This window comes from Sphingobium sp. R-21 (assembly GCF_049913335.1).
Lineage (GTDB): Bacteria > Pseudomonadota > Alphaproteobacteria > Sphingomonadales > Sphingomonadaceae > Sphingobium.
Genome location: NZ_CP184374.1, coordinates 2,901,078 through 2,921,130, shown reverse-complemented (window position 1 = coordinate 2,921,130; position 20,053 = coordinate 2,901,078). Strand labels below are relative to the sequence as shown.

Annotated in this window: 18 protein-coding genes and 1 pseudogene; 11 read left to right on the top strand and 8 right to left on the bottom strand. The window is 60.8% G+C overall.

Annotated features, from left to right (window positions below):
• Positions 1-14: 14 nt before the first annotated feature.
• The 5 genes from ACN9MX_RS14085 (at position 15) to ACN9MX_RS14065 (ending at position 5,747) form a co-directional block, all read left to right on the top strand.
• Complete coding sequence (locus tag ACN9MX_RS14085) at positions 15-749, top strand: GntR family transcriptional regulator (RefSeq protein ID WP_363831244.1); 735 nt, start codon at positions 15-17, stop codon at positions 747-749.
• On the top strand, positions 746-1,777 hold the full coding sequence (locus ACN9MX_RS14080) for an SIS domain-containing protein (protein ID WP_426387143.1): 1,032 nt from the start codon (positions 746-748) through the stop codon (positions 1,775-1,777). Before ACN9MX_RS14085 ends, ACN9MX_RS14080 begins: the two co-directional genes overlap by 4 nt.
• Positions 1,774-2,940 (top strand): N-acetylglucosamine-6-phosphate deacetylase, encoded by a 1,167-nt coding sequence (gene nagA, locus ACN9MX_RS14075; RefSeq protein WP_363831225.1) that lies wholly within the window; start codon positions 1,774-1,776, stop codon positions 2,938-2,940. The genes ACN9MX_RS14080 and nagA overlap by 4 nt, the downstream gene beginning before the upstream one ends.
• Complete coding sequence (locus ACN9MX_RS14070) at positions 2,937-4,064, top strand: acyltransferase family protein (protein ID WP_426387142.1); 1,128 nt, start codon at positions 2,937-2,939, stop codon at positions 4,062-4,064. The genes nagA and ACN9MX_RS14070 overlap by 4 nt, the downstream gene beginning before the upstream one ends.
• Positions 4,065-5,273: 1,209 nt before the next feature.
• Positions 5,274-5,747: a hypothetical protein gene (locus tag ACN9MX_RS14065; protein ID WP_363739539.1), complete on the top strand. Its 474-nt coding sequence runs from the start codon at positions 5,274-5,276 to the stop codon at positions 5,745-5,747.
• A gap of 149 nt (positions 5,748-5,896) precedes the next feature.
• Here the strand turns inward: ACN9MX_RS14065 and ACN9MX_RS14060 are convergent, their stop codons facing one another.
• On the bottom strand, positions 5,897-6,370 hold the full coding sequence (locus tag ACN9MX_RS14060; protein WP_426387141.1) for a hypothetical protein: 474 nt from the start codon (positions 6,368-6,370) through the stop codon (positions 5,897-5,899).
• 459 nt (positions 6,371-6,829) lie between these two features.
• Here ACN9MX_RS14060 and ACN9MX_RS14055 point away from each other — a divergent pair.
• Positions 6,830-7,611 (top strand): annotated as a pseudogene (locus tag ACN9MX_RS14055) (IS5 family transposase).
• Between the two features lie 270 nt (positions 7,612-7,881).
• On the opposite strand, the gene ACN9MX_RS14050 reads toward ACN9MX_RS14055, so the two are convergent.
• Both ACN9MX_RS14050 and ACN9MX_RS14045 read right to left on the bottom strand, forming a co-directional pair.
• Positions 7,882-8,642 (bottom strand): IS5 family transposase gene (locus ACN9MX_RS14050; protein WP_426387140.1). Its coding sequence is split into 2 segments (ribosomal slippage): positions 7,882-8,318 and positions 8,318-8,642, totalling 762 coding nucleotides; the frame shifts between segments, so codons are not numbered across the junction.
• A 463-nt stretch (positions 8,643-9,105) separates the two neighbouring features.
• Positions 9,106-9,303, bottom strand: coding sequence for a thermonuclease family protein (locus ACN9MX_RS14045; protein ID WP_426387139.1), 198 nt, complete (start codon positions 9,301-9,303; stop codon positions 9,106-9,108).
• 421 nt (positions 9,304-9,724) lie between these two features.
• On the opposite strand from ACN9MX_RS14045, the gene ACN9MX_RS14040 reads away from it, so the two are divergent.
• Both ACN9MX_RS14040 and ACN9MX_RS14035 read left to right on the top strand, forming a co-directional pair.
• Positions 9,725-10,168 carry a CHRD domain-containing protein gene (locus ACN9MX_RS14040; RefSeq protein WP_363738818.1) on the top strand — a complete coding sequence of 148 codons (444 nt, stop codon included), beginning with the start codon at positions 9,725-9,727 and terminating at the stop codon, positions 10,166-10,168.
• A gap of 235 nt (positions 10,169-10,403) precedes the next feature.
• Positions 10,404-11,069 carry a hypothetical protein gene (locus ACN9MX_RS14035; protein ID WP_426387138.1) on the top strand — a complete coding sequence of 222 codons (666 nt, stop codon included), beginning with the start codon at positions 10,404-10,406 and terminating at the stop codon, positions 11,067-11,069.
• 61 nt (positions 11,070-11,130) lie between these two features.
• Here the strand turns inward: ACN9MX_RS14035 and ACN9MX_RS14030 are convergent, their stop codons facing one another.
• The 4 genes from ACN9MX_RS14030 to ACN9MX_RS14015 all read right to left on the bottom strand — a co-directional run bounded on the left by ACN9MX_RS14030 (position 11,131) and on the right by ACN9MX_RS14015 (position 13,868).
• Positions 11,131-11,592 (bottom strand): ferritin-like domain-containing protein, encoded by a 462-nt coding sequence (locus ACN9MX_RS14030; RefSeq protein WP_363755632.1) that lies wholly within the window; start codon positions 11,590-11,592, stop codon positions 11,131-11,133.
• A gap of 396 nt (positions 11,593-11,988) precedes the next feature.
• The gene (locus ACN9MX_RS14025) at positions 11,989-12,684 is read right to left on the bottom strand and encodes a type 1 glutamine amidotransferase domain-containing protein (protein ID WP_426387137.1); all 696 of its coding nucleotides are present in this window, start codon (positions 12,682-12,684) and stop codon (positions 11,989-11,991) included.
• Between the two features lie 61 nt (positions 12,685-12,745).
• The gene (locus tag ACN9MX_RS14020; RefSeq protein ID WP_426387136.1) at positions 12,746-13,498 is read right to left on the bottom strand and encodes an SDR family NAD(P)-dependent oxidoreductase; all 753 of its coding nucleotides are present in this window, start codon (positions 13,496-13,498) and stop codon (positions 12,746-12,748) included.
• Positions 13,499-13,559: 61 nt separating this feature from the next.
• Positions 13,560-13,868 carry a hypothetical protein gene (locus ACN9MX_RS14015; protein ID WP_426387135.1) on the bottom strand — a complete coding sequence of 103 codons (309 nt, stop codon included), beginning with the start codon at positions 13,866-13,868 and terminating at the stop codon, positions 13,560-13,562.
• Positions 13,869-14,070: 202 nt separating this feature from the next.
• Here ACN9MX_RS14015 and ACN9MX_RS14010 point away from each other — a divergent pair, with 202 nt between their 5' ends.
• Positions 14,071-14,985, top strand: a complete 915-nt coding sequence (locus ACN9MX_RS14010) for a LysR substrate-binding domain-containing protein (RefSeq protein WP_426387134.1) — start codon at positions 14,071-14,073, stop codon at positions 14,983-14,985.
• A gap of 101 nt (positions 14,986-15,086) precedes the next feature.
• Here ACN9MX_RS14010 and ACN9MX_RS14005 read toward each other — a convergent pair whose 3' ends face one another.
• The gene (locus tag ACN9MX_RS14005; protein ID WP_426387133.1) at positions 15,087-16,067 is read right to left on the bottom strand and encodes an aldo/keto reductase; all 981 of its coding nucleotides are present in this window, start codon (positions 16,065-16,067) and stop codon (positions 15,087-15,089) included.
• Positions 16,068-16,163: 96 nt separating this feature from the next.
• Here ACN9MX_RS14005 and ACN9MX_RS14000 point away from each other — a divergent pair, with 96 nt between their 5' ends.
• Positions 16,164-17,000: a LysR family transcriptional regulator gene (locus ACN9MX_RS14000; RefSeq protein WP_426387132.1), complete on the top strand. Its 837-nt coding sequence runs from the start codon at positions 16,164-16,166 to the stop codon at positions 16,998-17,000.
• Between the two features lie 533 nt (positions 17,001-17,533).
• On the top strand, positions 17,534-20,011 hold the full coding sequence (locus tag ACN9MX_RS13995; RefSeq protein WP_426387131.1) for a TonB-dependent receptor: 2,478 nt from the start codon (positions 17,534-17,536) through the stop codon (positions 20,009-20,011).
• Positions 20,012-20,053: the final 42 nt, after the last annotated feature.

The window sequence follows — 20,053 nt, the reverse complement described above, 5'->3', positions numbered from 1 at the left end:
CGAAAGGAGCGGATATGTTCGTCGAGCGCATTGGAGCACTGGAGCCTGAAAACGGGGTACCGCTCTACCTCCAGTTACAGCGCCGCCTGCGCGCCGCGATCGAGCAGAGCGTGCTAACGCCTGACGAGGCGCTGCCTCCCGAGCGCGACCTTGCGGAGGCCTTCAACGTCTCACGCGTTACCGTGCGCAAGGCGATCGACGGACTTGTCGATGCGCATCTTCTCAGCCGCCGCCAGGGCGCCGGTACTTTCGTGGCAGCGCGCGTGGAAAAGAACTTCGCGACAATCTCCTCCTTCAGCGAGGATATGCTTTCGCGCGGCCGCCGCCCGCATTCGCAGTGGCTGTCTCGCAGCGAAGGTTCGGTCAGCCCAGATGAATCCATGGCGCTGGGGCTCAGCCCGGGCAGCGCGGTCTACCGCTTCGCACGCATCCGCTTCGCCGACGAGCAGACGATGGCTCTAGAGTACACCACGATTCCCGCCGATTCGCTACCGTCGGTCAATGCCGTGAGCGATTCGCTCTATGACGCATTGGCCGATCGACGGCCCGCGCGGGTGCTCCAACGCTTGCGCGCCGTGCTGTTCACGCCCGAACAATGCGAACTGCTCAAGATCGAGGCCGGCGCGCCAGGCCTCGAAATCGAGCGGCGCGGCTATGATCGTGATGGTCGCACGGTTGAATTCACGCGCTCCTACTATCGCGGCGATGCCTATGATTTCGTCTCCGAACTGAGTGTACCCCCCCGATGATCCTCGACCCACCTTCCCGCATGTTCGTCGAAGCCGCCGAAAGCGGCGCCGTGGCAGCGCGCCAACGCAAGGCCAATGCCGCCGCGCTGGTCCGGCTTTGCGCGCAACTGCGCAAACAGCCGCCCCGCGCGGTCCTAACGCTTGGGCGCGGCAGTTCCGATAACGCCGCCACGTTCGGGCGCTATCTGGTCGAGCGGCAACTTGGCGTTTTGACCAGTTCCGTCGCGCCTTCGGTCGCTTCGGTCTATGAGGCGACGCCGACACTCGCCGACACCTTGCTGATCGCGATTTCCCAGTCCGGGCGAAGTCCCGACCTGTTGGCGACGGTCGATGCGGCGCGCGCGCAGGGTGCGCGGATTGTCGCCATGGTCAATGACGAAACCTCGCCGCTTGCCCATGAAGCCGATGCCTTGCTGGCCCTCTCGGCGGGATCGGAGCGCAGTGTCGCCGCCACAAAGTCTTTCATCGCCTCGCTGGTCGCGGCGCTTGACCTGATCGCGGCCTGGACCAGCGATGCCGAAATGGCGCGCCAGCTCGATGCCTTGCCCGATTTGCTTGACCGCGCCTGGGCGCTCGACTGGTCGGCGGCAATCGAGCCGCTGGCCGATGCCCGCAATCTCTTCGTCATCGCGCGCGGCCATGCCCTCGGCGTGGCACAGGAAATCGCGCTCAAGTTCAAGGAAACCTGCGGTCTCCATGCCGAGGCCATCAGCGCCGCCGAAGTCCGCCACGGCCCGATGACGCTGGTCGGCGAAGGGTTCCCCGTACTGATTCTGGGCCAGCCGGACGAAACCCGCGAAAGCGTCGCAACGCTGGCCCGCGAATTCGCCGGGCGCGGAGCCATGGTGTTCCACGCAGGGCTGGACATTGCCGAGGGCGTGTCTCTCCCCGTGCTGCCGGCCGATCCGCTGATCGCACCAGTGCTGCAGGTCCAATCCTTCTACCGCTTCTGCGAGGCCTTGGCGCGCTGCCGGGGGATCGATCCCGATCAGCCGCCGCATCTGGACAAGGTGACCGAAACGCTGTGAACCAGACTGCGCTCATCAACGGCAAGGTTCTTGCCCCGGCAGGCCTGCGCGAGGATCTCGTGGTGGTGCTCGAAGGCGACCGGATCATGGCCTTGTGCAACCGCGTTCCAGCTGGTGCCAAGATCAGCGATCTGGGCGGCGCGCTGCTGTTGCCTGGTTTCATCGATGTCCAGGTTAATGGCGGTGGCGGCCGACTGTTCAACGACGATCCCTCGGTGGAAACGATCGCCTGCATTGCCGCCGCTCACCGGCGCTTCGGCACGACCGGCCTGCTGCCGACCCTGATCAGCGACGATCTCTCCGTAGTCGAGCGCGGTATCCGTGCGGTCGATCATGCGATCGAGGTCGGTGTGCCCGGCGTGCTTGGCATCCACATCGAAGGACCGTTCCTCAGCCCCAAGCGCAACGGCATCCACCTGACGGAGAAGCTGCAGCCGCTTACCGACGAATTTCTGGCCCTGCTCGCGTCAGCAAGAAATGGCCGGACGATGGTGACGCTGGCACCCGAATGCGCCAGCCCGCAGCAGATTTCGTGGCTGAACCGGGCGGGCGTGCGAGTGTCGCTTGGCCATTCCGATGCCGAATATGCCGTTGCCCGCGCGGCGCTGGACGCAGGCGCGACCGGCTTCACGCACCTGTTTAATGCCATGTCGCAGCTCGCCAACCGTGCGCCGGGCATGGTTGGCGCCGCCCTCGAAAGCGAAACCGCCTATGCCGGCATCATCGTCGATGGCCAGCACCTCCATCCGGCGACGGTGCGGATCGCTCTGCGGGCAACTGGTCCTGACCGGCTGATGCTGGTCAGCGACGCCATGCCGACGGTTGGGTCCGACATCAAGAGCTTCGAACTGCAGGGCCGCAAGATCCTGCTCCAGGAAGATCGGTTGACCGACGAAGCCGGAACGCTCGCCGGCTCGGTCCTGACCATGGCCCGCGCGGTACGCACGCTGATGGAGCAGACAGGCGTCTCGTTGCAGCGCGCAGTTGCCATGGCAACGCGCGTGCCGGCCGCTTTCCTCGGGCTCGATCATGAATTGGGGACTATCGCTCCGGGGATGCGCGCGAACCTCATCGCACTCGACCGGGACTTCACCACTAATGCTTGCTGGATTTCGGGCGTCCCCACCGAACTCGGTGCGGTTCGAGAGACCACGACCAGATGACGAGCGCCTCTCCCGCGCGCATGATCTCGCTGGATATGCTGCGCGGACTGACTGTCGGGGGCATGATCCTCGTCAACACCGCAGGCGGCGTCGCGCTCGGCCTTGGGGCGCCGCCCATCGCGATACTCGAACATTCACCCTGGGCCGGACTGACCTTTGCGGATGTGGTGTTCCCCTCGTTTCTCATGATTATGGGGGTATCGACAGTCTTTTCACTCAGCCGGCAGCGGCAGGCCGGACTGACCATGTCTGCTGCGCGTCAGATCGCCGAGCGCAGTTTGCGGTTGTTCGTACTTGGCTTTGCCCTCACCAACCTTGTCTGGCTAGCAGATTTCACGGCAGCTCCCTGGCGGCTGTTCGGCGTGCTGCAGCGGATCGCCCTGGTCTATGGCATCTGCTCGGCGCTGTACCTCGCCGTACCGCAGCGTGGACGGCTCGTCCTGACCGTAGCGATCCTGCTCCTTTATTGGCCGCTGTGTCTGCAGCCCTCGCTCAACCATGTGCCGACGGACATCTGGCAGCGCGGCATGAACTTTGTGTCATCCACTGACCGCTGGATGCTGGGTGCAGCTGGGCACAACTACGTGAAAGGGCCATACGGCTATGACCCGGAAGGGCTGCTGAGTACGCTTCCGTGCATCGCCCATGGCCTGATCGGTATCGCGGTGGGCGAATACCTGCTGCAGGTGCGCGGAGCGGCGGCGGTGCGCGGCTTGCTCAAAGCCGCTGCGGGAATGATTGTCGCGGGACTCGCCTGGGGGATAGTCTTCCCGATTGTGAAAGACATTTGGACCAGTAGCTTCGTCTTGCTCACTTGCGGCCTTACCACGGCCGCTCTGGCATTGGCGCATTCCGCGCTTGACGGTCCCGGCGTGCGCGGCCGACTGGCTCGGACCCTGCTCGGTCTGACGCTGCCGTTCGGGATGAACGCGATTCTGATTTATGTGCTGCACGATGTCCTGACGCCGATCTTGTCCTGGCAGGCCATGCAGCTTCCGTACATGGTGCTGAGCCCGATACTCGGCGCACAAGTTGCCGCAACTATCCCCTCGCTGGTGTTCATCGCCATGCTGTGGCTGATTGCCAATTACATGGCCCACCAGCGCTGGCTCGTGAAGATTTGACGGGCCGGCGCGTCAAGCCGAAAAACTGGAGGTACCGGACTGCGCTGACAACCGACCGCAGTCAGTTCCAATAGCGGTGCCGTAACGGAGAGGCCCGATCTTCTAGAAATGCAGCGGAACATACGCCTTACCTGACAAAGCGCGATCCCCAGCAGATTGGTGAATCGCAGCATGGCTACATTATGAGGTACAAAGTAGGTGTTCTTGGCATTTTTTAATTAAAAGCACATCATAATAATAAGTTATATTATAATATCGAATCCCGGCGGCTCCATTAACGAGAACGCAAGCGCCGGAGCGGCTGCCACCGCGCGAGACGTCCCAACAGGATTTAGGTTTGTCCGCTTCTGACAAAACTGGTCGTTCCGGAGGGCCGCGCGAAGGACAACAGTGTCCCAAGCCAAGTCTTTCCGTTGTACCGCGACATGGTGAACGAACGACCGGTTTCGCGGCGCTGACAACGGGCTCTGAATGACCGCTATGTTGGCGGCATGCGCCCATGTTGCGCCACTGCGCTGGCAATGGCCGCTTAAAATGATACTGCAACTGCAGCAGCCCTTCCGGACACGACCAGTTGCCGTCTACGAAGCCGGTGAAGCCACCAAAAGCAGCCGTTCATTGAGCGGGTTTGCGTGATCGCCATATCTTGCTAATTTCGCCTGAATGAGAATAGCGGTCTTGATGGTTGTGGCTGCCGCGAGTGGTTGTACTGGTCCGGGCACGAGTGCTGGCCCTTACGCTAACTGTGCAACGCGGGTTTCCGGCTTTCATAGTTTCCGCTCACGATATTTTGCTGAACATTGGTCCGCTCCGATAGACGGATATTACGCTAACATCGTAAAGGTCGAAAAATCCGGTAGGATAACGTGGAATGGTGTGGGTCTTACCTCTCTGCACGACGACGGTGAGACCGCTCTTGAAAGTCATCTGGCGGCGCTGAAATCCTTTCCGATTCAGCCTGTCACCGCTTTAGATTTTGACGCTGGCGCGCCTTGCTCGAGAATCACTGCCGTTCGAAAGTTGATGATCGAGCACTTGCATTGCTTCGAGACAGATCAATGTTTTCAGGGCACGTTCGACTAATGCAACCAACAACCGCGGCGTTAACGGATGGCTTGCCCAAACCGGCAGGTGGCTGATCCGGTTCGGGATCCAATAGCCGCCCGACGGCACGCGACCAAAAATTGCCGCTTAAGGGCCATCTTCTGAATGCCACTTGCGGACATTCCTTCGGCCGGACAAAATATGCAAATGCGCTTATTTCAGTCCGTCTGGTTCACGCTGCTTCTCGCTGTGGCCGTTACACTCCCGGCGACATGGGGATTAAGTAACGGGACTCTCCCACGTGCCACAGGCTTGCCTCTTGCGCTTGGCGGCACTCTGCTCCTGTTTGATTGGGGTTTCGGCCTTCGGATGCTACCACGGTTGCTCTCCCCGGCGCAGATTGGGGACGAAAGTCGGCGCGCTGAATGTATCCTTTATTCATTTCCGTTGGCTCTGCCTCGTTTGGCGGCGGTCACGCTATTCATCGTCTTAGCCGCGCTGGGCGTTCGGATTTTCGGAGATGGTGATTGGCTGGGCTGGGCCTTCATCGCGGCGCTAATCGGATACGCCGTTGCAATGGTCATGCAATCATTCAAGGCAATCGATCTTGCGGTTCAAGAGGTTCTGAACCTGCACTAGCAAGGGTGCACCCGTTGCGCCTCACAGACCTATGATCCTATTGGAAATGCAATGACCCAGCCCGGTGCGGACAAGCTGCCGGGCAGCAAGCGACCAGTTTTTGCCGCACAGAGCATCGAACAACCCTCCTGCAAGCGGCCGCAGGTTGTCTATCCGCAAGTAGCAGATCGTGTAGCCGTCAAAACCGAACGGATGTGAGTTCCGCCTTCCCAATCAAGATCGATATCTACGATGCCCTTGAGGTGATCGCCTTCAATTACTCCTACAATGGTTTCTGTGCCATGGCCTGGAATGGCAAAGCCCCCGAAATAGCGGTTGGTAGCGGCAAAGCCTCCGAACTCATTGAACTGCAATGCAGGTTTCGCTCTGGAGTCCCACGGGTATGCGGATTGGAGCAAGTTCGATGGGTCGCCTGCTTTTACGCAGTTCCGCCAGCCATATTTATGGCCGATCCACATTCTGAGCGCCTTCAATTTGGTTGGGTCGGTAACGCTTGAATTGCTGACATCGACTATCTGGTATTCTGTTATCCACTGCCCTTCGATCTGCGGGATAGAGGCATTCGTAGCGAATCCGGGAAGTATAACGAGAGATAGCCAGAATATCGCCTTGCTAATTTTCATGATCGCCTCCCAATCCGGCCAGCTTAGGCGTCAACAGCTTGCCGCTTTGTAAATGGCAGCTTCCTCACGCCAGTTCATCCAAACCGGACAGGCAAGAATCCACCCCCGCCAGCCATAAGCGGCCCCGATTCGCGCAAGAGCCGCTCCATTGGCGACCGTCCGGTCCGGAACGGGCAAGCTGCCGGACGGCACGCGACCATTTTCGGTCGTTTGTGCGGACGCGTATTGATAAAAAACGACCGCTGGTTCATTTTGGCTTAGGCAGCAAGGACCAGGGTGATCGCTTGAAATACATGGGAATCGCTTCGATCTTATTGATCATCTCGGCGACCGCTTCCGCTCAACCGCATCTCTCGGACGCCAATACAGAAGCGGTTAACCTTGTTTCTAGGCGATGTTGACAAAAGAGGTTTTCATTTGGGCTGAGTTCTGATTCAAGGCTGCTTTTTTGGGGCAGCGATGTTTCGGGGCGATTTGTCGGATGAAGAGTGGGCGGTGATCGGCGGACTTCTGCCGCCCGAACGCGGCCGGTGGGCACGGCCAGCGGGTGACAATCGCCTCTTTCTCAACGGCATGCTGCATGTTTTGCGGATAGGCTGCCCTTGGCGGGACATGCATGAACGCTATGGAAAGTGGAACTCGGTCTATGTTCGGTTCCGGCGCTGGGCCGAACAAGGCGTCTTGGACGCGCTATTGCAAACGCTGGTCGATCTGGGACTGACTGACGACTGGCAGCACATGATCGACAGCACCACGGTTCGCGGCCATGTATCGGCAGCGGGCGCTAAAGGGGGACTCATAAGGAGGCTTTTGGTCGATCACGCGGCGGCTTTACGAGCAAGGTCCACGCCCGCTGTGACAATCGCGGCCGCCCTCTTGGTTTTGTCCTCACGGGTGGGGAAGTCTCGGACTACAAGGCCGTTGACGACCTGATGGCTATGCCTGCGCCCAAGCCAAAAGCGCTGCTGGCCGACAAGGGATATGACGGCGACGATCTGCGGGCAAAACTGCTCATGACCAATATCCTGCCCATCATCCCGCCCAAGGCAAACCGCCGCGATCCTGCCCCATGCGATTTCCGGCGATATCGAGACCGCAACCGCATCGAGCGCATGTTCGGGGTCATGAAAAACCAGCGACGCATCGCCACCCGCTATGACAAGACCGCGCTCTCCTTCGCCAGCTTCCTTAACCTCGCCGCCGTGCGCCTATGGCTGAAATCTTTTGTCAACATCGCCTAATTACATGATACTCGAAAGATCAACCCAAGCCGAAGATGCTTGCTTCCGAAGAAATTATCACCGTATATTCGACGAATACAATTTGAGATTTAATTCTGCACTCAATCGCTTACACCTGAGATTTCCAAATTCTCTTGCAGATGTAGACGGTATTCATTGGATTTGCTCTAAAAAAAGCACGGTGGACGCGCGTAAATTAAAGAAGGAAGCGGAAAGCGTTCTTGTGAAAATCGAGGCGTTTGCAGAGAGCTTAGGCTCAGGACTCACTGATCAAAGCCAGAAGATAACGGTGGCAGCGAGGGCGATGGCTGAGAAGAATGCGTTGGGGCACCGGTCGTAGCGCGTCGCGACCCGTCGCCAGTCCTTGAGGCGGCCGAACATGATCTCGATGCGGTTGCGCCGTTTGTAGCGGCGCTTGTCGTGTTTGACGGCCTTGTTCCGGGATTTGCGACCGGGGATGCAGGGGGTGATGCCCTTTTCCTGCAAAGCATCGCGGAACCAGTCGGCATCATAGCCACGATCAGCGAGCAACCATTGGGCTTTGGGAAGTTCGTCCAACAGGGCGGCGGCACCGATATAATCGCTGACCTGCCCTGCGGTCATGAAGAAACTGATTGGGCGGCCGTTCGCATCGGTAACGGCATGGAGCTTGGTGTTCATGCCGCCTTTCGTGCGTCCGATCAGGCGTCCCGCGCCCCCTTTTTTACCGCAAGGCTCGATGCCGTGCGGTGGGCCTTGAGATATGTCGCGTCGATCATCACCGTCCAGCGTTCGGAAGCCTGAGGCGCTGCCAGACCTTCCATCATCCGAAGGAAAACGCCCTTGTCACCCCACCGCTTCCAGCGGTTGTAAAGCGTCTTGTGTGGGCCATAATCCTTCGGCGCATCCCGCCAGCGCAACCCATTCCGGTTGACGAAAATGATCCCGCTCAACACCCGGCGATCGTCAACACGCGGTTTGCCATGGCTCTTGGGAAAGTAGGGCTCAAGCCGAGCCATCTGCTCGTCCGTCAGCCAATACAGGTCGCTCATCTTCAATCTCCTCGCGGAGCCTGAATCAGATCGAGCCGGGCATATCAATGGGTCCTGACCCTAAGCCTCTGCCTGCCCCGCGCGCTGGGGCGTGAGACAGTAGCACCCGCAACATAGCGGACGGTTGTAGCGCTTCGCCCGACCGTCGAAACCGGCCGTTCATTCACGCTGCAAATTATGGCTCCCCTGGCCGATTTCAGGATGGCGGGTTAATGGCAGCAAATCGGGAAAGCTGCCCTTACCTCGTAGAAGAAGCCGCCGCGCCGCAGTCGACCAGAGATTGCCCCTCATTGCCGGAGGCGTCTGGGCCTCGTTCATTGGAGATGTTTCCGGTACCTCGCTGCCGCATCGCCTCCCGGAATAAGATAACTTTTCGAGGCAGGCGTTAGTCAGCCTTCCGGCTGACGCCGCCTCTAAGCCGCCCATCTGCAAACCCGTCGCGGCACGGCCGACAATCAGGTTATCAACAGCTCAGGCTGCCATACCTCTTCACTGCGAAACCACCTTGGACCTGAGCACACGACAGATCCCGCCCTTTAGCCGAGCATCGGGCGACCGCGCGGCCATAGTGATCCGTATCGATCTGCCGACATTCCACGGCCTGGCCGCTGACCAGCGACTGGAGGTTAGCGGTGCTCGCATAAGGTCGCCGGGCGTGCATTCGCGCCCCGGCCGGCAATGGCCGGGTAGTTCCGGCGCATCGATCGAGGAAAGCCGAATGCGGGTCTCGCCGAGCGTATCGTGTCACAGTCTAGAACCCGAGGACTCACGCATCCGATGCCGAGGCCCGCGTCTGCCTTTGCGGCGGGCCAACAGGGTAGGTTGCCGTCGAAATGGGTCAACGCGATGCTCAGCGCGCCGCCGCCGAGGCGGAGCGTTCAGCATCCTTCGGAAGTCGAAATCATCCCCGATCGGTGCACTATCGACGGAAGGGCTCAGCCTGTCACCTCTCAACCGCAGAAGGGCCGCGGCCAGGCTACATGCTGGAGGCCAAAGCGGACAGACTGCACGCGCCGGAAGCCGAACGGAACATAACGCCTCTGCAAGGGTTCTGAACCGGACACTGCCCGCTGGAGGTTGCTATGTCTCCTCGATCCGTTCTTGCTCTATCAGCTGTGACATCCGCATCGTTGCTCGCGTCTGCCGTGCTGGCGCAGCCCGCCACCGGAGGACAGCGCGCCTTCACCGTTGCCCTGACTGGGTCAGCCGAAGTCCCGGGTCCCGGCGATACGGATGGAGCCGGAACTGCCAAGATTAGCGTCAATGTTCCGAAAAAGCAGGTTTGTTACGAGTTGAGCGTATCCGGCATCGCCACGGCGACCGCTGCCCATATTCACGCGGGGGCTACAGGGATCGCAGGTCCGCCAGTGGTCACGTTGGATGCTCCCGCCTCAGGTGCCAGTAAAGGCTGTGTGGATGTTACAGCCAAACTCGCGGCGCAAATCCTTGGCCAGTCGAGCAGATATTATGTGAACGTCCACACCGGCGATTTCCCCGCTGGGGCAATTCGTGGCCAGTTGAAGTAGGCAACCTGTCGGCCTCCTGAGCGATTGTGGATGTCTCCCCGCCATTGCCCTCCCGCTTGTAGAAGAGACTAACAGCAGGCTGCGAACGGTCCCGTTACGGTCGAGGATAGCCTCGACCATCATGCTCGGCCTCTCGAGCAAGCAGTACATGGCGCGCGCACTGCAGATTTGCACTGAACGGCGACAGTGATAAGGCTGGCGGCATACCGTGATCACGCGGGCTTGATCGATTACGTTGAGCCACCTGTCATTCTCCGACTGGATCGAACATGCCTTCAGCCATGAAGTGGGCGTACACGGCAATGCGTGGTTCTTCGATATGGACGCGCCTTGGTGGGATCCGGCGCCCGGCGTGGCGGTCGACTACCTCACCCGTCTATTCGCTGAGCCGCTTCCCGCATTGCAATGGTTCAACGACGCGCAGATCGCGCAGGGCCTGACCTATCTCATGAATACATCCGCGTCAGGTGATAGCGGCTGGCTCTACTGCCGTGACGTCCCCGCGGCCGAGCGACAGCGCTGCGTCGAGGCGATCGCCGATCTGTTCGAGCAGATATTCGCGTTGCGCGCGGCGCCGGTTCTGAGCCACATTGATGAGCCGGGCGGTAATGCGCTCAACATACCCTGCTATATGTGGTTCGACGTCATGCCCTCTGTCGCGCTGGCCGATGACCCGGACAGGGATCGACTGCACCGCGCAATGCTGGTCACGATGGAGCGCATATTGGCGCTAGAGAATATCGCCTGTCAGGAAGCGGCGCTGCATGGCCTCGGGCATTGGGCAGCGGCGTATCCAGGCAAAGTGACAGAGACGATCGAAGTCTATTTGCACGCAGACACCGGCAGGCGAGCCGACCTCTCGGCCTATGCGCGCGCCGCCCGCTGTGGCTGCGTTCAATAGTTGGGAGCGGCAGCGCCGTGATGAGCGGAGCCCGTGTAGGCGGGAACGTTAGCCAGGCATTTCAACTGTCTGGCGCAAACGCAGCAACGTCGCCCGGCCGTCGCAGCATCTTGTCAACCTCGCTGGCGTGGACCTCCTCGGCATAGATCATCTGCCGCGCATACTCCTCCAGGGCGACCGAACGCCCTTCTACGAGGACCATCAGTTCGCGATAGAGCGCCAGTCCGCGCCTTTCAGCCTCCAGCGACTCCCGCAGGATTGTGGCGATGTCCGTCGTATGGCTGTCAAGCAGCGGGCCGATTCCCAGCGACGGATAGTCGCCCAGCATCGTGATCATTTCACCGGCTTGCTGCGCATGAAGCAACGACTCGTCGGCCTGTGTGCGTAGCCAGGAGATGATCGGGATTCGGCCGAAGCCGAACACCAAAAAGGAGTAATGGGTGTAGCGGACGACGCCCGCCAGCTCTTGCTCAAGGATGCGGTTGAGGACAGCTACGGTGGCGGACCTGTCGATGTTCTGCATCGCCAATTCCTTCCAGTTTGACCTGCGCCAGCATACGCCCTTTCTGCCGCCACTCCAATCGCTGGGGTTAAGGGTCTTTTGGGAGAGAGGCAGCCGGATCGGGTTGGCCTCGGCTTTGGGAAACAAGGCTCGGTCTTTTCTCCGCTGCCTCGTTTCGCTTCCGGCCTAAGTCTCTGCGCGCGCAAACAACTTCGTCACTACAAAACGCGCGAGCTGCTCGGGTGGCGGAACCCGACTCGATCGGAAGGAGTCGTCGGAAGCGTCGGACTTTCCGACTTCGCAATAGTCGTCCCGATAGCTGCCGTTTGTTCATCGAGCTTTGCCGGGCCGATGCGCTCATGCCGATCGGGCAGTCGGCGCTATCGCCGACTGCCCGCTCCTGCTGCACTCGGTCTATTACCGCAGCGCCGCGATCACCACCTCTGCCAAAGGCGTCGAGGATTGCAGGTTCTGACCAGTGAGCAGGTTGCCGTCCTTGACGACATAGGCGTGCCAGTTGGCGCCCTGCTCGAACAAAGCGCCCTGCTTGCGCAGCGTGTCGGCCAGCAGCCAGGGTGCGTTCGCCGCCGTTCCGAACTCGATCTCCTCCTCGTCGCTGAGCGAGGTCATCTTGCGACCGGCGAATGGCCAACCGCCATTCTCGTCCCGCGCCGCCAGCAGCGCCGCCGGGCCGTGGCAGACCGCCGCGATCACCTTGTCGGCCTTATCCGCCTCGATCAGTACCCGGCCCATATCGGGGTCCTTGTAGAGATCCTCGACCGGGCCATGACCGCCGGGGACGACGATGGCGTCATATTTGCTGGTGTCGATCTCGGCGAGCACCAGCGGCTTTTTGATCCGCGTCGCATTCTCGTCGAGATAGGCGCGCATGCGTTCAGCAATCTGCTCGCCGACGGTGTTTGGATCGAGGCTGCGCTTGTCCATCGTCGGCACGATGCCGCCGGGGCTGGCGAGATCGACCTTGAAATCGGCGCGCAGGAAGGCTTCGTCGAGATCGACGAATTCCTGCGTCCAGACACCGGATTCATAGATGGAGCCATCGGCGCGGGTCCATTTGTCGGCGGCTGAAAGGACGATGAGGATATTGGTCATCGATAGTCTCCTTCTTGTTGTCGGAGGACGACGGGGTTGATGGGACAGTGAGAGGATGTGGTCAGATGTTCTGGCCGCCCGACACCTCGATCCGCTGGGCCGTGATCCAGCGATTGTCGGACCCGAGCAGGCTGGCGACGGCCGGCCCGATATCGTCGGGCACGCCAACCCGCCCAAGCGCGATCATGTTGGCGAACGCATCATTATATTCCGGCGTGTCGCGGACCGCACCCCCGAGGAAGTCGGTCTCGATAGCGCCGGGCGCGATTGCATTCGCGGTGATACCGCGGCTGCCGAGCTCCTTGGCCATGTACAGCGTCAGGATCTCGATCGCGCCCTTGGCGGCCGAATAGGCCGAGAAGCCAGGATAGGAGACCCGGGTCAGGCCGGACGAGAAGTTCACGATGCGGCCGCCATCGGCGATCAGTGGCAGCAGTGCCTGCGTGAGAAAGAACACGCCCTTCACATGCACGTTGAAGAGCTGATCGAACTGCGCCTCGCTGGTCTCGGCGAAGCTCGCCATCTCGCCATGGCCGGCATTGTTGACCAGATGGTCGAAGCTCTCTCGGTCCCAGGACTGGAGCGTAGTGCGAACCCGGTCGGCGAATGGCTTCAGGGCAGCGATGTCACCGACATCGAGTTGGAGCGCAATGGCCCTGCGGCCGAGCGCCTCGATCTCCGCGACGACGGCCTGAGCCTGGCTCTCGCCGCTGCGATAGGTGAAGATCACGTCGCCGCCGTGGCGGGCGATGCTGATCGCGGTATTGCGGCCGAGGCCACGGCTGCCGCCGGTAACGAGGGTGATGGTGGTCATTGGTCGTTCCTTTCGTGGTGCTGATGTGTCGGCAGCCCGCCGACGGGGTGGTGGCTACGCCTCAGGCCATTCGGCCCTTGGCGGTTTGCGAAAGCGGGGTGTGGCGCCGTGCGGACGAGGTGCTCAGGCGATGGTGCAGCCGCACCATGTCCCGGCCGCACGCCCCCTCGATGAACAGAGCACTGATCGCCGCGAGCATGACTGCGAGCGCAGCGCTACCGGCGACCGCGAAGGACGCTTGAAACTCGCGCCACTGCGTGACGGCGAGATTGTAGCGTGTGGTCGCACCGTTCTGGAGGATCGCGCAGGCTTTGGTGAGGATCGCCGGCCCAGTGATCAAGGTCAGCGCGGAGAATGGATCGTAGGACATTGTGGCTGCTCCTTTCTGCACAAGCGTGCTCACAGGGGCCGGCATAGTGCCGTGGCCCAGCGAATGGCTTTCATTTTTTCGGCGATGCCTGGTCAGCATATCCGCTGGCCAGAGCTCTTTAAGCTGGTGCCGTAATGCCTTATAGAATGGCGCGGCGGAAAGACTTTGTAGCTTTGCTGACCATACCTGCTAGGCATGACCTATGGAGCTTCGCCATCTGCGCTATTTCGTTGCGGTCGCCGAGGAAGGCAGCCTGACTGTCGCGGCTGAGAAGCGCCTGCACACAGCCCAACCGTCGCTCAGCCGCCAGCTTCGCGATCTGGAGTTGGAGGTCGGCACGCCGCTGCTAATCCGGACCTCACGTGGGGTGACGCTGACGCCTGCCGGGCAGATCTTTCTCGATCATGCACGGCTCGCCCTGGCCCAGGCTGCCGAGGCCGTCGCCGCTGCGAGGCGCGTATCCCGCCCGGCCAAGGCCAGCTTCTCGGTCGGTTTCCTGACCGGGCAGGAAGTGGAATGGCTGCCCCACGTGACGCAGATACTGCGCGACCAGCTCAAGGAGATTGATTTCCGCGTCTCAAGCGACTTTTCGCCTGCCGTTGCCGAAGCCGTGCAGCGTGGCGAGATCGACCTCGGCTTCTCCCGCGTCGAGCCCCAGCCCGATGTGACCTATGAAGTGATCGCGTCCGAACCGATCGTGGCCATTCTCGCGGGTGACCATCCGCTCGCTAGCCGATCCGAGATCGAGCCGGTCAAACTCGGGGAATTTCCTTTCATCGGCTATACCGATACGCCGCACGTCCTGCGCGGGATCGTCGAGCGCTATCTGCGGGAGCGCGGCGTGAGCGTCTCATCCAGCCACTTTCTCGACAGCTTCGCGACTGGAATTTCCTTGGTGGCGTCGACCGGCGGACTGACGCTCTTGCCAGCCTATGTCGAAAAGCTGCTGCCTCGGTCCGTCGTGAGCAGGTCGCTTGCCGGACCTGCTCCCCTCATCGAAATCGCCGTTGGGTACCGGAAAGACAATCCTTCGCCGGTGTTGAATGATTTCCTACGAAGTATTGATTGGCTTATCGCTGCTCATGCTGCCGCCGCCCGGCAAGGTTCGCCGACCTAGCTCTTCGGGCGAAATCGCCAACATTTCTGCCGTTCCGGGTGCCGGTCGCGGAGGACGAAACCTTCCGTTCGTTCAGAATGCCTACCTTCCTCGAGGTATCATCACACATTCACGCCTTTCATACCCTCGGCGGTATAACGCTCGCCAATGAAGGTGCCGGACGCATAGGCGCTGTCGAGCGTTGCGATGTCATCGGCGGACAAATTCAGGCTTGCGGCAGCGATGTTCTGCTCCAGATAGCTGAGCCGCTTGGTGCCGGGGATGGCAAAAACCCCCTTGGCCAGTACCCAGGCTAGCGCCACTTGCGATGGCGTTGCCTCGCGCTGGTCCGCAATGGCGCGCAGGGTATCGAGACGGGCGTTGTTGGCCTCCAGCGACCCGGCGCCAAAGCGCGGGGCGTTGCGGCGAAAGTCGTTGTCGGCCAGGCTGTCGCGATCAAGCGCGCCTGACAGAAGGCCGCGCCCCAGCGGGCTGTAGGCGACGAAGGCAATGCCCAGTTCCCGGCAGGTGGGCAGCACGTCTGCCTCCATATCGCGCGTGGTCAGGGAATACTCGCTTTGCAGTGCTGCCACGGGATGCACATGATGCGCGCGACGCAGCGTATCGGCAGAGACTTCGCTGAGGCCGATCCGGGCGATCTTGCCCGCCTGCACCAGTTCGGCCAGCACGCCCATCGTTTCTTCAATCGGACGACCGGCTTCGGCGCGGTGGACGTAATAGAGGCCGATCTGTTCGATCCCTAGGCGTTTCAATGAGGCGTCGCAGGCCTGCCGGATATAATCCGGGCTGTTGTCGATGCTGCGCGCATATTCGCCCGCAGCCTTGCGAATGCCGAACTTGGTAGCGATGAAAGCATCCGGGCGGGCTGTTTCCAGGAATCGCGCCAGCAATTCCTCATTGAGGCCGTTGCCATACATGTCGGCGGTATCGAACAACCGCACGCCCAGATCATAGGCGCGGGCCAGCACGTCGAGCGACTGCGTATCGTTGGTTTCGCCGTAGAATTCGGACATACCCATGCAGCCAAGGCCAAGGGCTGGCAGGTTTGGGCCACTGGCCCCGAGCGGAAGGGTGCGGATCATGACATATGCTCCTGTTATCAGATCACACTGTGTCGCAGCAGATCATGCCGATGAAAACTGCATGATCCTGCACGTCATCTGTGCAATATTGATCAGATGAACTGGGATGATCTGCATGTGCTGGCGGTGCTGGAGCGCGAAGGCTCGCTGGCAGGCGCAGCCCGCGCCCTGGGCGTCAACCATGCAACGGTGTCGCGCCGGATTGGTGCACTGGAGAAAGCTCTGGGGCACGCCCTTGTGCACCGTCTGGCCCGGTCCACACCGCTGACCGAGAAGGGCATCGAAATTGCCGCCATCGCCCGCGAGATGGAGAGCGGCGCGCAGCGGATTGAGCGCATCTCCCATGCCGCGCAAGGAACGCTGACCGGGCGCGTGCGTTTGACCGCGCCGCCGGTGCTGGTGAGTGAAATCATCATCCCGGCTTTGCGCGTTCTGCGATCCGAGCATCCCGGCCTGCAGATCGTGCTGTCCGCCAATTCGCATATTGCCTCGCTGGATAGCGGGCAGGCCGATCTGGCGGTGCGGATGGTCGAGCCGCAGGGCAGGCAGAATATCATCCGGCGCATCGGCTCGGTCGAGTTCGCCCTTTATGCAACGCCGGAAATTGCCAGACTGCCACCGCAGCAATGGCGCTTTATCGCCTTTGACGAAACGCTGGCTCACGTGCCGCAGCAGCGCTGGCTGGAAGAGTTTGCCGGAGACCGTCCGCTCGACCTGTTGACCGGAGATTTTCACAGCCAGTTTGCGGCAGCCAAGGCTGGCCTCGGCGTTGCACTGCTACCCTCAATAATGGCAACACCTTGCAAGGAACTCGTGCGCGTAATTGCCAAGCAACCCGAAGCGCGACCCGTGTGGATGGTGATCCATGCTGATCTGAAACACGCCCCCGCCGTGCGCGCAGTCGCCGATATGTTAGCGACTGCGTTTGAATGAGGCAGTTGCCTGAAACTCCGACAGAGCTGCCGTTCGCAAGCCTCAATCAAATCATTGAAGCTGCCATACATTCAGGTCTCGAAATGTCCCTGGCCCGTTCAATTCGCCATGGGTTTCCGCCTGGCGGGCAAGTCCAAGCGCTCGAACCCAAGGTCAGGGTCGACGAAGCAGTTCAAACCGATGAAGGCTTTAGCAAGCTAGTGAGCAAGACGATGAGCCGCGGCACCAGTCAAGGCTGGGGGGACCGGGTATCGATGCCCCACAACACATTCAATCGATCAACGATCAGCATCATACGATGCCGGTCGAAGGGAAGCATCCATCGCATCAGTTCAATCAGATTCGTCCGCCCTTTGGGGTCGCCCGGCATCCAAGCGGGTCCAGCCCATCGCTGAGCCGCACGGCGAGAATAGATTTGCCGCAATGAGAAACAAGAATAGTCCGCGCCATTTGCCTAATGCTCGGACTGATAAATCGCTGCTCGCGCACATCCTCCGGCCGTCCACAGAAGCAGCGAAGTAGGGGAGAATGAAATGCCAAAGCGCTTCAGGGCTATTTTCTGGGTTTCCGCTGCACCGCTTGCGCTGATCGCTTCTGGTCAGGCATTCGCGCAGGAGGCGGCACAGCAGTCGGCGTCATCGACGGCGTCGCCGCAGGAAGGATCCAGCCAGCTGGCCGACATCGTGGTGACTGCCGAGCGCCGGTCGAGCAGCTTGCAGCGCACGCCGATCGCCATTCAGGCAGTGGACGGTGGCGCCCTTCAGGAAGCCAATGTGTCCAAGCCCGTAGACCTCGTGAAGCTGGTGCCGGGTTTGTCGGTTAGTCGCGGCTTTGGTGGGCTGAACAATATTTACGTTCGCGGCATCGGTGCGCAGATCATAAACGCATTCGGTGACATGGCTGTGGCGCAGAGCATCGACGGCGCCTATGTCGCGCGCGGCACTGCGCTTTCCGGCGCTTTCCTCGACGTTGCGCGGATCGAAGTCTTGAAGGGGCCGCAAGGCACGCTGTACGGCCGCAACGCGACGGGCGGCGCAATCAACTACATCACCAATCATCCGGACTTTGAAACCAGCGCGCATTTCGATGCGCAGTACGGAAATTACGACGCCGTTGATCTGAAGGGCGTCGTCAACCTTCCCTTCAACGACAAAATTGCGATGCGCGCCGCGGTCGGTTTCATCAAGCATGACGGCTACATCGAGCGCACCGGAATGGATGACCAGAACACCGTCGCGAGCCGCGTTTCGCTGCGCTTTGAACCGAGCAGCGACTTCAGCATCTACATCGCGGGCGATTATTCGCGCGACCATGGCAATGGCGTCGGTCAGGTAGTGATGAACACCACGGCAACCCATGCCACGGCGATCACCGCTGATCCGTGGCAGGGGCCGCCGCTCGGCTTCTACGCGCCGGCGAACTATGATGGAACACTTCAGAATCCAGGTGTAGGATGTACCCTGCTGCCCGGCGCGAACCAGTGCGTTCCGCCCAACACCGTCACCTACAATCCCAATCTTTATGGCGCAGGCGTCGGCGGCTATGCGCTCAATCCCGACACTGTGGGCCGCTGGGCACCGGGAAGTTTCCTGAACAACAGCACCTGGGGGGTGTCGGGGCAGTTCGACTGGCGTGGTCCGGGCTTCACCTTTACGTTCCTCCCGGCATATCGGCACACCCTGGCCAATTGGGTCAATCCGGCCGGCGGCTACCAGACCATCATCCGCACGCCCGCTGACCAGCAGAGCTACGAGGCGCGCCTCGCCTCCGATGGTAACGGCCCACTCAAGTGGCTTGTCGGTCTCTACTATTTCCGCGAGACCCAGGATCCGTTCGAGCGGTACTGGAACTTCAATCAGGTGCCCGGCGGCCTTATCACCAACCAGGGTTATATCCGTCGCGACTATCACCTCGCCGACACCAGCTATGCAGCGTTCGGCCAGGTGACCTATTCGATCACGCCAGAGTTGCGCCTGACCGGCGGCCTGCGCCATACCTACGAGAAGAAGTCGATCTCCGGTCTCTTCCGCATCGGCCAGCCGGCCTACACCGATATCGGGGGGACACCGTTCTGCCCGGTTGGTGTCGCGGGCACGACCTATAATCTGCCGACGTCGGAGTGCATCGTTCCCAGCAACGACAGCCGCTCGTGGAAGGCGACGAACTGGAAGATCGGGGTGGACTACGACATCGGGCCGCGCTCGATGGTCTACGCCAACGTCTCGACCGGCTTCCATGCCGGCGGTTTCAACGATGGCGTGAATGCACCGGCCGGTACGTTCAATTACAAGAACAGCTACGAGCCGGAAAGTATCACCGCCTATGCGCTGGGTACCAAGAACCGGTTCCTCGACAATCGGCTGCAGTTGAACGTCGAGCTGTTCTACTGGAGCTTCAAGAAAAAGCAGAACGGCGCGCTGAGCGTGCTCTATCCGCCGGTGGTCGGCTTCCCGATCCTCAATGTCGGCAATCTGAAGGAATATGGCGCCGACGTGGAAGCGACCTTCCTTGCCACGCCGGACGATCTGTTGACCGCCAATCTGTCCTACCTGCATTCGCGGTTCGACAATTATGTGTTCACGCCCACTTCGCAGGTCACCTGCCCCGCAATCGGCATGAACCCGATCCTGCACATCCCGATCGTCGACTGCGCCGGCAAGCCGGTACCGAATGCCCCGATGTGGAACGCCTCGCTGTCCTGGCAACATACATTCCATCTGCCGGGCGACAGCACGATCGTGGCGGGGGTGCGCAGCAACATCCAGTCCGACACGGATCTGACGATCGGCGCACCGGCGTTCGCGCATCAGAAGGCCTATCAGATCACCGACCTGACGCTGACCTACAAGGCGGCCGAGGATCGCTGGAGTTTGTCCGCCTACGTCAACAATGTCACCAACAGCCAGGTGTTCAACAACGCCCAGCAGAGCTTCAACAGCGGCGACAGGACGTGGTGGGGCAATATCCTGCCACCGCGGACTTATGGCGTTCGGGCGTCGGTCAACTTCTAGCCCGCCTGCCTTGCCGGCCGTCGCGATACAGGGACGGCCGGC

Excerpts from the sequence above, each read along its gene's own strand:
- ACN9MX_RS14005 (WP_426387133.1), bottom strand. The coding sequence starts at position 16,067 with ATGATCCGCACCCTTCCGCTCGGGGCCAGTGGCCCAAACCTGCCAGCC.
- ACN9MX_RS14020 (WP_426387136.1), bottom strand. The coding sequence starts at position 13,498 with ATGACCACCATCACCCTCGTTACCGGCGGCAGCCGTGGCCTCGGCCGC.
- ACN9MX_RS14000 (WP_426387132.1), top strand. The coding sequence starts at position 16,164 with ATGAACTGGGATGATCTGCATGTGCTGGCGGTGCTGGAGCGCGAAGGC.
- ACN9MX_RS14025 (WP_426387137.1), bottom strand. The coding sequence starts at position 12,684 with ATGACCAATATCCTCATCGTCCTTTCAGCCGCCGACAAATGGACCCGC.
- ACN9MX_RS14070 (WP_426387142.1), top strand. The coding sequence starts at position 2,937 with ATGACGAGCGCCTCTCCCGCGCGCATGATCTCGCTGGATATGCTGCGC.
- ACN9MX_RS13995 (WP_426387131.1), top strand. The coding sequence starts at position 17,534 with ATGCCAAAGCGCTTCAGGGCTATTTTCTGGGTTTCCGCTGCACCGCTT.
- ACN9MX_RS14015 (WP_426387135.1), bottom strand. The coding sequence starts at position 13,868 with ATGTCCTACGATCCATTCTCCGCGCTGACCTTGATCACTGGGCCGGCG.
- ACN9MX_RS14030 (WP_363755632.1), bottom strand. The coding sequence starts at position 11,592 with ATGCAGAACATCGACAGGTCCGCCACCGTAGCTGTCCTCAACCGCATC.
- ACN9MX_RS14080 (WP_426387143.1), top strand. The coding sequence starts at position 746 with ATGATCCTCGACCCACCTTCCCGCATGTTCGTCGAAGCCGCCGAAAGC.
- ACN9MX_RS14060 (WP_426387141.1), bottom strand. The coding sequence starts at position 6,370 with ATGAAAATTAGCAAGGCGATATTCTGGCTATCTCTCGTTATACTTCCC.
- ACN9MX_RS14010 (WP_426387134.1), top strand. The coding sequence starts at position 14,071 with ATGGAGCTTCGCCATCTGCGCTATTTCGTTGCGGTCGCCGAGGAAGGC.
- ACN9MX_RS14040 (WP_363738818.1), top strand. The coding sequence starts at position 9,725 with ATGTCTCCTCGATCCGTTCTTGCTCTATCAGCTGTGACATCCGCATCG.
- ACN9MX_RS14045 (WP_426387139.1), bottom strand. The coding sequence starts at position 9,303 with ATGCACGCCCGGCGACCTTATGCGAGCACCGCTAACCTCCAGTCGCTG.
- ACN9MX_RS14085 (WP_363831244.1), top strand. The coding sequence starts at position 15 with ATGTTCGTCGAGCGCATTGGAGCACTGGAGCCTGAAAACGGGGTACCG.
- ACN9MX_RS14065 (WP_363739539.1), top strand. The coding sequence starts at position 5,274 with ATGCCACTTGCGGACATTCCTTCGGCCGGACAAAATATGCAAATGCGC.